The 12,728-nt window shown below is 69.6% G+C and carries 7 protein-coding genes; 5 read left to right on the forward strand and 2 right to left on the reverse strand.

What is annotated here, in order from left to right:
- Positions 1 to 53 precede the first annotated feature (53 nt).
- A complete protein-coding gene (locus AC5592_RS31735; protein ID WP_063066299.1) occupies positions 54 to 539 on the forward strand; it encodes a PaaI family thioesterase in 486 nt (161 codons plus the stop codon).
- 255 nt (positions 540 to 794) lie between these two features.
- The gene (locus tag AC5592_RS31740; protein WP_036505661.1) at positions 795 to 2,429 is read left to right on the forward strand and encodes an acyl-CoA synthetase; all 1,635 of its coding nucleotides are present in this window, start codon (positions 795 to 797) and stop codon (positions 2,427 to 2,429) included.
- A 45-nt stretch (positions 2,430 to 2,474) separates the two neighbouring features.
- On the opposite strand, the gene AC5592_RS31745 is transcribed toward AC5592_RS31740, so the two are convergent.
- Together AC5592_RS31745 and AC5592_RS31750 are read right to left on the reverse strand one after the other, a co-directional pair.
- Complete coding sequence (locus tag AC5592_RS31745; RefSeq protein WP_030513337.1) at positions 2,475 to 2,867, reverse strand: SCO5389 family protein; 393 nt, start codon at positions 2,865 to 2,867, stop codon at positions 2,475 to 2,477.
- A gap of 57 nt (positions 2,868 to 2,924) precedes the next feature.
- Positions 2,925 to 3,968, reverse strand: a complete 1,044-nt coding sequence (locus tag AC5592_RS31750; protein WP_174372341.1) for a nitronate monooxygenase — start codon at positions 3,966 to 3,968, stop codon at positions 2,925 to 2,927.
- A 201-nt stretch (positions 3,969 to 4,169) separates the two neighbouring features.
- Between AC5592_RS31750 and AC5592_RS31755 the strand changes: the two genes are divergently transcribed.
- From AC5592_RS31755 to AC5592_RS31765, 3 genes are all read left to right on the forward strand, one after another.
- Positions 4,170 to 5,042, forward strand: coding sequence for a M23 family metallopeptidase (locus AC5592_RS31755; protein ID WP_036505660.1), 873 nt, complete (start codon positions 4,170 to 4,172; stop codon positions 5,040 to 5,042).
- A gap of 53 nt (positions 5,043 to 5,095) precedes the next feature.
- On the forward strand, positions 5,096 to 6,073 hold the full coding sequence (locus AC5592_RS31760) for a helix-turn-helix transcriptional regulator (protein ID WP_063066300.1): 978 nt from the start codon (positions 5,096 to 5,098) through the stop codon (positions 6,071 to 6,073).
- Between the two features lie 220 nt (positions 6,074 to 6,293).
- Positions 6,294 to 12,728: non-ribosomal peptide synthetase (locus AC5592_RS31765; protein ID WP_063066307.1), on the forward strand; the 6,435-nt coding region annotated here is incomplete at its 3' end.

Consider the following 12,728-nt stretch of genomic DNA (forward strand, 5'->3'; position numbering starts at 1 on the left):
GGCTGAGCACCGACGTCCGGTGGGCGTCCGATCACGTGCAGAAAGGGTTGGCGATGACCGAGACGAGCAGCGCCGGGACGAACAACGACACCCCCGCCTTCGCGGATGTGGTGAACGGCGCGCTGGAGTTCACCATCCCGATCGCGCACAAGATGGGTGTGCGGGCACTCGAGGTGCGGCCCGGATTCGCCGCCACCACCGTCCCGATCGAGGGCAACGGCAACCACTTCGGCGTCATGTACGCCGGCGTGCTGTTCACCGTCGCGGAAATTCTCGGCGGCGCCATTCCGATCGCCACCTTCGACAGCGCCAAGTACTACCCGCTGGTGAAGGATCTGCAGATCTTCTTCCGCAAGCCGGCGAAAACCGATGTGCGGGCCCAGGCTTCGCTCTCGGAGTCCGAGATCGCCCGGGTGATCACCGACGCCGAGGCCAACGGCAAGGCCGACTTCACCCTCGAGGCCACCGTGACCGACGCCGACGGCGTGGTCGTCGCCGAGACTCGCGGGCTGTACCAGTTGCGCGCGCACGGAAAGTAGCGACGCGGGCCGCACGCCGGCGGTCGGCAGATACCGCATGCTGCCGGTCGACCGACAGTGTGCCGCGGGGTTACGGTGAGGGCGCGTACCGTCGAAAGGGCGGTGTTGTAGCGCCCGACAGGGGAGCCCGCTTGGCCACGCAGCCGTTGCCTCCTCGCGGACCCCGCTCCACCGGGCGGGGACAGAGAGGTCCGGCGTAATGGGCGTGCACCGCCATCCGATGCGAGACAGTCGGCGCGGCAGGGGGATTCGAGCATGACGGTGAATCTGTTACGCACCGTGATCGCGCGGGCGTGGGCCGAGCTGGAATATCTGCGGCTCGCGGTGGGCAGTGGCGTGGTCGGAATCGACTCGCCGTTGACCTTGCTGTCCGCGGGCGACGCGCTGCTCCGGCACGGTGCGCTGCCCGCGCTGCTGCGGCTGGCCGCCGCCCGCTACGGCGATCGGGCAGCGGTGATCGACGAACTCGGCACGCTGAGCTATCGAGAACTCGAGGACCGCTCCAACCGGCTGGCCAACGAATGGCGCAAACGCGGACTGCGTACCGGCGAGGGTGTGGCGATTCTGGCCCGCAACCACCGCGGCCTGCTCGACGCGGTCTTCGCCGCGGCCAAGTGCGGGGCCCGGATCATTTTGTTGAACACCGATTTCGCCGGGCCGCAACTGCGGGATGTGGCGGCCCGCGAGGGCGCCGACCTGCTGGTGTACGACGAGGAGTACGAATCCATCCTCGGCGACCTGAGCCCTCGGCGCGGGGCCTATCGGGCGTGGTCGGAGACCGGGCACACCTCCAGCCTGGAGTCGCTGATCACCGCGGGTTCGCCCGCCACGCCGCCGATCTCGCGTTCCGGCGCCAAGATCATCCTGTTGACCAGCGGCACCACCGGCACGCCCAAGGGCGCGCCGCGATCGGAGCCGCGTTCGCTGGAACCGCTGGGCGCGATTCTCAGCAAGGTGCCGTTCCGGACCCGCGAGGTGACCGAATGTCCGGCACCGCTGTTCCACACCCTCGGCTTCGCAATGTCGTTGCTGGCCATAGGCTTCGGCTCGACACTGGTGATCCGGCGGCGATTCGATCCGCAGCGGGTGCTCGACAGTATGGCCGAGCACGGTGCGACCACGCTGATCGTGGTGCCGGTGATGCTCGCGCGCATGGTCGAATCGGGTCCGCAGGCGGTGCGCGAGCGGGATCTGTCGGCGCTGCGCATTGTCTTCGTCGCCGGATCGCAGCTGGGCGCCGAGTTGTGCCGGCGCGTGACCGCCGCGTTCGGGCCGGTCGTCTACAACCTGTACGGATCCACCGAGGTCGCCTACGCCACCATCGCCACGCCGGAGGACTTGGCGGAGGAGCCGGGATGTGTGGGGTCACCGGTGGCGGGCGCGGTGGTCGAGATCCTCGACGAGCAGGGCGAGCCCGTACCGCCCGGGACGACCGGGCGGATCTTCGTCCGCAACGCGATTCCCTTCGACGGCTATACCGGTGGCGGCGGTAAGGAGCGGATCCGCGGCCTGATGTCCACCGGCGACGTCGGCCATTTCGATGCGGCCGGAAGGCTTTTCATCGACGGGCGCGACGACGACATGATCGTCTCCGGCGGGGAGAACGTGTTCCCGGCCGAGGTCGAGGAACTGCTCGACGCGCATCCGGACGTGCGCGAGGCCGCGGTCATCGGCGTCCCCGACGACGAATACGGCGCCCGGCTGGTCGCTTTCGTCGTCCGCACCACCGAAACCCTCGGCGCGGAGGAGATCAAGGCGCATGTGAAGGCCAACCTCGCGCGCTACAAGGTGCCTCGCGAGGTGGTGTTCATCGATGAACTGCCGCGCAACCCCACCGGCAAGGTCCTCAAACGGCGGCTGCGGGAATGGGGTGAGGGCGCCGGAGCGTAACGCCGGTTCCGGCGCCGGACACCCACGGCGCCGGAACCGTACGGTTCAGCAGTTACGCAGTTCCGGGCTCTGATTGAGCAGTTGAGCGCGGGTGGAGATGAAGGTGGAGTAGGTGTCGCCACCGACGGCCGACAGCGGGAAGGCCGCCACCCGATGGCAGTTCTGGAAGGCGAGCTTGATGCCGAAATGCCGCTCCAGGCTGCCGCGAATCGAATCCGACGCCATCGCGCGCAGCAGTTGGCCGCGGGCCGTCTCGTCCGGCGGGGGAACCTGATTGTCCGCGAATTCCGCTGTGCCGGAACGCAAGTCGGCGGCCACCCGGCTGACGACCTCGTAGGCGTAGGGCAGTGAGGTACGAACGCATTCGACGAATTCCTCGTCGCTGACCGGACCGCTTTCGGCGCGTTCGAGCAGTGCGGCTGGGACATCCAATGACATGACGCTCTCCTCGTGGGATGGCGGGTGATGTCCCACGAGTCTAAACGACAAACGTTGTCAACAAGACCTGAATGGCCGCGAAAGTGCCGATTGTAGAGCGGCTTTCGTTTCCTCCGTGAGCGTGCGCACCAGGTCGGCGGCCGGAACGGCGTCGGCGAGGGTGTGCGCCTGCCCGGCCCACAGGTTCACCGCGTCGGGGTTGTCGGCGGCGCGGGCCTGCGCGCGCAACGGTCCGGTGGCGTAATGGATTTCGGGGTAGGCCGCGGGTGCGTCGGGGTTGTCGAGCATGAATTGATTGCGCAGGCCGCGGGCCCGGCGGCCGCTGAAGGCGCGGGTCAGCATGGTGGGCGTCTCGATCGCGAGCGCATCGCGATGCAGTGCCGAGGTGCCCGCCTCCGGGCAGCGGAGGAAGGCGGTGCCAAGCTGTGCGGCCGCGGCGCCGGCGGCGAGGACCGCGGCGATACCCGCGCCGGTGGCGATGCCGCCCGCCGCGACCACGGGCGTGTCGACCGCGGCGCGCACCAGCTGCACCAGCGCGAGGGTGGTGAGGGGATCGGCGCCGTCCTCCTCGGGCCGGTCGGCGAAACCGCCGCGATGTCCGCCGCCCTCCGCGCCCTGGACGACGAGGACATCCGCGCCCGTCTCGGCGGCGACCCGCGCCTCGGGCACCGAGGTCACCGTGACCCACACCTCGGTTCCGGCGCGATGCAGGCGCTCGATCTCGGCTTCCGACGGGCAGCCGAAGGTGCACGAGACCACCGCGACCGGCTCGGCGGTGAGCAGATCGAGCTTCTCGTCCCAGGCGTCGGCGTCGAACCGCGCCTCGCCGATCGGGAAGCGGCGGCCCAGCCGGTCGAGGTAGGCCGCGAAGTGTTCCGGCGGTGTGGGCGTGCCCGGAACGAACAGATTCACCCCGAAGGGGGTCTCGGTCAGCTCGCGCAGCGCCGCGATGCGCGCGGCGGTATCGGTGGCGCTCAGATAGCCGGCGGCGAGGAATCCCAGGCCGCCCGCGTCGCCGACAGCGGCGGCGAGTTCCGGGGTGGACGGGCCGCCGGCCATCGGCGCCAGCACGATCGGGGTGCGCACGTTGTCGAGGATCACCCCCTCAGTCTGAACCCGGCTCCGGACCTCGGTAACGGTGCCCGCGGCACCAAGATCGGCCTTCCACCTGCGAATTCCGTCGCGGAGGTTGCGAAAAGGTCACGACGGAGTACAGTTTCCGTCACAACAGATGCCGAATCGTTACCGAATGTCAGGTTTCGACCGGCGTCGCCACCGAGTTGATCGACGCTAGGACGAGCCTTGCCGCAGCACCGTGAGACATCCAGTTCCGTATCCGTTCAGGACCTGCTCGGTGACATCTCCGCCGCTAGCGGCGCGGCCGAGCGTCGCACTCGCCATCGCGCCCAGCCGCGCACCGGCGACCGGATGAAGCTCGCCGCCAGCGCCGCGGTCGCGACCGGCGCGCTGATCAGCACCGCCACCCAGTTCGCGCACGCCGCGCCCCTGCTGCCGGGTGGCCACAACGACACTCCCGAACCGGTCGCGCTGAAGTCGGCCTCCGAACCCGCGCACGAGGCCGAGCAGGCCGCACCCGTCGCCGCCCCGATCGCCGCCGAGACTCCGGCCGCGCCGCAGGCCCAGCCGGTGGCCGCGCCCGCGCCCGCCCCGTTCGGCCTGCAGAATCTGCCGCCCGAGGTCGCCGGCCCGCTCTCGCACGCCGAAGAGGTGCTGAAGGGGATTCAGCAGCAGCTCGCGCCGGCCCAGGCCGTGCGGCCGGTGGCCGGGGTCGTGAGTTCCGGCTTCGGATCCCGGTGGGGCGCCATGCATTACGGTGTCGACTTCGCCGATTCGATCGGCACTCCTATTCATTCGGTGGAGAACGGCACGGTGATCGACGCCGGTCCCGCCTCGGGCTTCGGGCTGTGGGTCCGGGTGAAGCAGGACGACGGCACCACCGCGGTGTACGGCCACGTCAACGACATCCTCACCCACGTGGGTCAGCGGGTGAACGCCGGTGACGTGATCGCCACCGTCGGCAACCGCGGCAACTCCACCGGCCCGCACCTGCACCTGGAGATCTGGGATCCCAGCGACGTCAAGATCGATCCGGCTCCCTATCTGGCGAGCAAGGGCGTCGTCCTGTCCCAGCAGTCGTGGGGGGCGGGCGAATAGCGCCCGCGCTGTCGTCGGCCGCCCGGCTCGGCCGGCCGCGGGGGGTTGATGCATTGACTGGTTTGTACGAGTTGTTCGATTCCGGATCCTTGCACGGCCGCGCCTATACGGCTCTGGTGCAGCATCCGCGCTCGAGCCTGTCGGAACTGGCGCAATATCTGGAGTGCTCCCGCGAGGCCGTCGCGGCCGCGCTCGACGCACTCTGCGAGATGCAGGCCGTGGTCCGCATCGAGATCGACGACACCGTCCGCTGGGACGCCCACGCCCCCGAGGCCCTGTCGGAAGCCGAATCCCGCCGCCGCCAGGCCGAAACCGCGCGTATGCACGAGGCCGCGGCCCGGCTCGGCGAGACGTTCCGCTCCGTGCGGCGCACCACGCGCGGCGACGGCACGGTCGTCCCGATGTACGAGGCCCGCGAGGTGGTCGCCGAATTCGAGGATCTGCAGCGGGCCGCGCGCAGCCGGATCCGGATGATCGACCGGGGCCCGTATCTGTGCGAGGGAGAGCGCGCCGCGCGGCTGTTCGACCTGCGCTCGGCGCGGATGTCGGCGGGCGTGCGCTATCAGACGCTGTATCAGGACACCATCTATCAGGATCCCGATCGGCTGCGCTTCGCGCTGCAGGCCAATACCGCCGGAGCGCAGGCACGCACCCTGCCCGATCCGCCGTTCAAGGTGATCATCGCCGACGACGACCGCGCGGCGCTGATGCTGCATCACGACGAACGCCGCGGCGATCCGATGGGCCTGCGCATCGCGGCCTGCCCGACGCTGGACGCGATCGTGCACACCTTCGAGGTGTTGTGGTCGCTGGCCGCGCCGATCTCGGTGAACCCCGACCAGCCGCTGGACGAACGCGACCGGGCCATCCTGACCCTGATGGGCCTGGGCGCGACGGACGACACCATCGCCCGGCGGCTGGGCATGTCCCGGCGCACGGTGGTGCGGCGGACCGCCAGCCTGCTGGAACGCCTGGGTGCCAGTACCCGGTTCCAGGCCGGCGTGCAGGCGATCCGCCGCGGCTGGCTGTGACATGCGGCCGCTGGTGCGGCTGTGACTAGAGTCACGGAGGTCGACGCGGGGTGCAACACCGAGGCACCCTGGCAGCGATGAGAACTAGGAGAACCGGCGGGTTGCGGCCGTAGATCGGCCGTAACCCGGGGGCTCAGCCATCCTTATATGATTGCTCGGACCGCGCGAGGGGGTGTTGGACCGTGCGGACCTGCTGGACGCGAGAGGTGAAGACACTCGAATGGATACTGCCCGCCGTTCCGCTCGTGGAGGTCGTCGCCGCCGGTCGGGCAGCCCGCTTTTCGGTCAGCTGCTGACCGCTGCGGTGGAATCCGCCGCGGACGCGGTAGCGATCCGGTTCGATCCGACCGGTGAGCCGGCCGACGCGCGGCAGCTGACCTATCGAGAGTTGGACGAGGCGTCCTCGCGTCTGGCCCGGGAACTCATCGCGCGCGGTATCGGCGCGGGCGACGTGGTGGCCATCGGCATCGCGCGCTCGATCGAATCGGTGCTGGCGGTGTGGGCGATCGCCAAGGCGGGTGCCGCCTATGTGCCGGTCGACCCGGCCTATCCGCCCGACCGCATCGCGCATATCGTCGACGATTCCGGCGCCGTCCTCGGCCTGACCACGGGCGCGTATCGCGGTGCGCTGGGCAGCGGCGTGTACTGGCTCGAACTCGACGATCCGGTTGTCTCCGAGCGGATCGCCTCGCATCCGGCGCACCCGATCTCCTACACCGACCGCGTGCGCCCGCTCACCGAAGCGCATCCGGCCTACGTGATCTACACGTCCGGTTCCACCGGCCGCCCCAAGGGCGTCGTGGTGACGCACGCCGGCCTCGGCGGACTGGTCGCGGCCGAGCGTGAGCACTACGGTGTGACCGAGGGTGCCCGGGTACTCCACGTCTGCTCGCCCAACTTCGACGTCTCGGTGCTGGAACTGCTGCTGGCCTTCTCGTCGGGGGCGACCCTGGTCGTCTCGCCGCCGGATGTGTTCGGTGGTTTCGAGCTGGCGGATCTGCTGCGGCGCGAACGCGTTTCGCACATGCTGATCACGCCGGGCGCCTTGGAGTCGGTGGACCCGGCCGATCTGCCCGACCTCGAGGTCGTGGTGGTCGCGGGTGACAAGTTCGGTCCCGAGCTGGTCGGGCGCTGGGCGCGCGACGGCCGCCGCTTCTACAACGGCTACGGCCCGACCGAGGCGACGATCCTCGCCACCTCCACCGCGGAAATGGCTGCCGAACAGCCGATCACGATCGGTACGGCGATCTCCGGCATCGGGGCCTACGTTCTCGATTCGCGGCTTCGCCCCGTGCCCGCGGGCGTGGTCGGGGAGCTCTATCTGGCCGGCCCGGCGCTGGCGCAGGGCTATCTGAATCGGCCGGGCCTGACCGCCGAGCGATTCGTCGCCAGTCCGTTCGGCGCGGAGGCCGGCCGGCCCGGTGGACGGCTGTATCGCACCGGCGACCTGGTGCGCCGCAACGAATCCGACGGCACCATCGAATATCTGGGCCGCTCCGACTTCCAGGTCAAGATTCGCGGCTTCCGCATCGAGCTGGGCGAGATCGACAACGCCCTGACCGCCCATCCGGATATCGATTTCGCCGCCACCATCGGCCGCACGCTGCCCTCGGGCGCGACGGCGCTGGTGTCGTATGTGCTGCCGCGTTCCGAGGCCGCGCTCGATATCGCGAGCCTGGACGATTTCCTGGCGGAATCGTTGCCCGCGTACATGATTCCCGCGGTGATCATGACGCTGGACGAGATTCCGCTGACCCCGGTGGGCAAACTCGACCGCGCCCGGCTGCCGGAACCGACCTTCGCGGCCCGCGAATTCCGCGCTCCCGCCACCCCGGTGGAGGAGATCGTCGCCGAGGTGTTCGCGGCCCTGCTGGTCCCCGGCGAGGGGGACAATCCCGGCCGGGTCGGCGCCGACGACGACTTCTTCGAACTCGGCGGCAATTCGCTGCTGGCCGCCCAGGCGGCGGCCCGGATCGGCTCGGCGCTGGGCGCCCGCGTGCCGGTGCAGCTGCTGTTCGAGGCCTCGACCGTGGCCGCGCTCGCCGAACAGGTGGAACGCCACGCCGGAACCGGAACCGGGGAGCGGCTGCGGCCGATGACCCGTCCCGAACGTATCCCGCTGTCCTACGCGCAGCAGCGCATGTGGTTCCTCAACCGCTTCGACCCCGCCGGGGCCGTCAACAACATTCCGGTCGCGGTGCGGCTGAGCGGACGTCTCGACGTGGACGCGCTGCGGTCCGCGGTGCGGGATCTGGTGGAACGCCACGAGGTGCTGCGCACCGTCTATCCCGAACTCGACGGCGAGGGCTACCAGCAGGTGCTGCCGCTCTCGGATTCCCGTGCGGTACCGCAGATCCCGCTGGTCGAGGCGGCCGAGGACGAAGTGGCCGCCCTGGTCGCCGAGACCGTCTCCGGCGGTTTCGATGTGACGACCGCGCCGCCGGTGCGCCTGCGCGTGCTCCGGCTCGGCGAGACCGAGCACGTGCTGGTGTGCGTGATCCACCACATCGCCGGCGACGGCTTCTCGATGGGCCCGCTGACCCGCGATCTGATGACCGCCTACCTCGACCGGGCGCGCGGCGGTCACCCCGAATGGTCGCCGCTCGCGGTCCAGTACGCCGATTACGCGCTGTGGCAACGGGAAACGCTGGGCAGTGAGGACGATCCCGACTCGGTGCTCGCCGCGCAGATCGAGTTCTGGCGTCGCGAACTCGCCGCGCTGCCCGAGCAATTGGAGCTCCCGGCCGACCGCCCGCGCCCGGCGGTCGCGTCCTATCGCGGCGGCACCCACGACTTCGAGATCGACCCGGCGGTGCACGCGGCACTGAATCGCCTCGCCCACGAGCATCAGGCCACGCTGTTCATGGTCGTGCACGCCGCCCTGGCGGTCCTGCTGGCCCGCTTGTCCGGTACGCGCGACATCGCGATCGGCACTCCGATCGCGGGCCGCGGCGACGAGGCGCTCGACGAGTTGATCGGCATGTTCGTCAACACCTTGGTGCTGCGGACCGAGATCGATCCGGCGCGCAGTTTCGAACAGGTGCTCGCCGACGTGCGTGGCACCGACGTCGCCGCGTTCGGCCACGCCGATGTGCCGTTCGAGCGGTTGGTGGAGATTCTCGACCCGGCACGTTCGACCGGCCGGCATCCGCTGTTCCAGGTCATGCTGACGTTCCAGAACCTGGCCCGCACCGAACTGGAACTGCCCGGCCTCGCGGTGTCGGGAGTCGATCTGGCGATCGATTCGGCCAAATTCGACCTGCAGCTCGCCATGGCCGAGCGTGTCGACGAACACGGTGTGCCACAAGGCATCTCGGCGTCGTTCAGCTACGCGACGGATCTGTTCGACGAAGCGACGGTGCAGGACTTCGCCGATCGTTTCCTGCGCATCGTGAGCGCTGTCGCGGCCGATGCGGCCGCGGTCGTCGGCGACGTCGATGTTCTCGCCCCCGGGGAGCGGGAACTGGTTCTGCACGAATGGAATTCACCCGGAGCGCTGGTCCCGCCGGTGACGCTGGTGGATCTGATCGAGGCGCAGGCGCAGCGGCGCGCGGGCGCGGTGGCCATCCGGTTCGGCGACACCACCGTCACCTTCGGTGAGCTGCTGCGGCGTGCCAATCGTGTGGCGCGCGCGCTCATCGCGCAGGGCGTGGGCCCGGAATCCCTGGTAGCGGTGGCGGTTCCGCGCACCGAGGAGTTGCCCGTCGCGCTGCTGGGTGTCCTGCTGTCGGGCGCGGCCTACCTGCCGATCGATACCGGCTACCCCGCGCAGCGGCTGGAATTCATGCTGTCGGATGCCGAGCCGGCGTGTGTGCTCACCACGGCCGCCGTGCGGCCGGAACTGCCCGCCGCGGAACTGGCGACGGTTCTGCTGGAAGAGACCGGGAACTTCGCCGACGCCCCGATCACCGACGGCGAACGCGTGCGCGCGCTGCGCCCGGCCGATCTGGCCTACGTCATCTACACCTCGGGTTCCACCGGTGTGCCCAAGGGCGTGGGCGTCACTCATCGCAACGTGCTGGAGTTGTTCGCGAACACCCAGCTGCTGTTCGACTTCGACGAGACCGATGTGTGGACGCTGTTCCACTCCTTCGCCTTCGACTTCTCGGTGTGGGAGTTGTGGTGTTCGCTGGCCACCGGTGGTGCGGTGGTCGTGGTCGATCACCTGACCTCGCGTTCGCCGGAAGCGTTCCGCGAGTTGCTGATTCGCGAACAGGTCACGGTGCTGAATCAGACCCCGTCGGCCTTCTATCAGCTGGCCGAGGCCGATCGCGCCGCGCAGCATCACACCGGCGGGGATACCGCGGTGGCGAGTGCGGGCAAGTTCGCCCTGCGCTACATCGTCTTCGGTGGCGAGGCATTGGATCTGCGCCAGCTCGGCCGCTGGTACGAGCGGCACGGTTCGTCCGCGCCGCGACTGGTGAACATGTACGGCATCACCGAAACCACGGTGCACGTGTCGTTCCTGGCGCTCGACGAGGGGCTGGCCGATCATCCGGCCAGCGTGATCGGCCAGGCTCTGCCGGGTCTGGAAGCCTACGTTCTCGACGAACGCCTGCATCCGGCTCCCGTCGGTGTCGCCGGTGAGATGTACATCGCGGGACGCCAGCTTTCGCGCGGATACCTGGGCCGCCCGGGTCTGACCGCGACTCGGTTCGTGGCGAATCCGTTCGGGGCGCCCGGTACGCGCATGTACCGTTCGGGCGATATCGGCCGCTGGGCCGGTTTCGACGGTGAGGCCGCCCTGGAATATGCCGGACGCAGCGATCAGCAGGTACAGCTGCGCGGTTTCCGTATCGAGCTGGGTGAGGTCGAGGCCGCGCTGTTGCGCTGCCCCGGCATCAGTCAGGCCGTGGCGGTGGTCCACTCCGATCGCGACCTCGGTGACCGGCTGGTGGGTTACGTCGTCCCGGAGGCCGGGCAGGTCGCCGACCCCGGTGCGGTGCGCTCGGCGGTGGGCGAATTCCTCACCGGCTACATGGTTCCCGACGTGGTCATGGTGCTGGAGTCGCTGCCCCTGACTCCGAACGGCAAACTGGACCGGCGTGCGCTGCCCGAGCCGAAGGTGCTGGGGGAGCGCGAGTTCCGCGCACCCGTCACACCGGTCGAGGAAGCGATCGCCCGAGTGTTCGCCGATGTACTCGGCGCCGAGCGGGTCGGCCGCGACGACGACTTCTTCGCCCTGGGCGGCAACTCACTGGTCGCCACCCGGGTCGTCGCGCGGGTGAACGCCGCGCTCGGCGCGGCGGTCGCGGTCCGCGACCTGTTCGAGGCGCCGTCGGTGGAGCAGTTGGCGATTCGCGCCGAAGCAGCCGTCGCGCCCGCACAACGTCCCGCGCTGGTAGCGGGACCGCGCCCGGAGCTGGTGCCGCTGTCGCTGGCACAGCAGCGGATGTGGTTCCTCAACCAGTTCGACACCGCCTCCCCGGCCAACAACATTCCCTTCGCCGTCCGGTTGACGGGTGCGCTGGACCTGACGGCGCTGCGATCGGCCGTGGGTGACGTGGTCGCCCGGCACGAGGTGCTGCGGACCGTCTACCCCGCGGTGGACGGCGTGGGACATCAGAACGTACTGCCCTCGTCCACGGTGCCGGATCTGCCGGTCGTCGAGGTCGGCGAAAGCGCTGTCGTGGACTGGATCTCCCGCTTCGCGCTGCGCGGATTCGACGTCGCGGCCGAGGTGCCGTTGCGGATGGCGGTGCTGACGTCCGCCCCCGACGTGCACGTGGTGGTCGTGGTGACGCACCACATCGCGGCGGACGGCGCGTCGGTGGCGCCGCTGGTCCGGGACCTCATGACCGCCTACCTGGCGCGCACCTCGGGTGCGGCACCCGCGTGGGCGCCGCTGCCGGTGCAATACGCGGACTACGCGCTGTGGCAGCGGGAGCTGCTCGGCGACGAGAACGATCCCGAGTCGCCGGCCGCGCAGCAGCTGGCGTTCTGGCGCGCGGCGCTGGCCGACGCGCCGGAACGGATCGACCTGCCCGCGGACCGGCCGCGTCCGCAGACGCCCTCGGGCGTCGGCGGGGTGTATTCGTTCGCGATCCCGGCGCAGACGCATCGCGCCGTGTCGGAGATCGCTCGCGCGCACAACGCGTCGGAGTTCATGGTGGTGCACGCGGCCTTCGCGGCATTGCTGTCGCGGCTGTCGGGCAGCACGGATGTCACCCTGGGCGCTCCGGTAGCCGGGCGTGGCGAACGTGAGCTCGACGATCTCGTCGGCATGTTCGTCAACACCCTGGTGCTGCGCACCGAGGTCGAACCCGGCACGAGTTTCGTCGATCTGCTGGACCGGGTCCGCGAATCGGATCTGGCCGCGTTCTCGCACGCCGAACTGCCCTTCGAGCGGTTGGTCGAGGTCCTGGATCCGGTCCGTGCACCGTCACACCATCCGCTGTTCCAGGTGGCGCTGTTCTTCCAGAACGTCGATACCGCCCGGCTGGAACTGCCGGGACTGGCCGTCGAGGAGGTCGACTTCGACGGAGCCGTCGCGAAATTCGATCTGCAACTGACGATTTCGCCCGTCGACGGTGATCGCGAACAGCCGGCCGTCTTCACCTATGCGACGGATCTGTTCGACGAGTCGACGGTAGCCGGATTCGCGGATCGTTTCGTGCGGTTGCTGAGCGCGGTTGTCGCCGATCCCCATGTCGCT

Origin of the sequence: Nocardia violaceofusca NBRC 14427 (assembly GCF_963869435.1) — a bacterium.
In the GTDB taxonomy this organism is placed as follows: domain Bacteria; phylum Actinomycetota; class Actinomycetes; order Mycobacteriales; family Mycobacteriaceae; genus Nocardia; species Nocardia aobensis.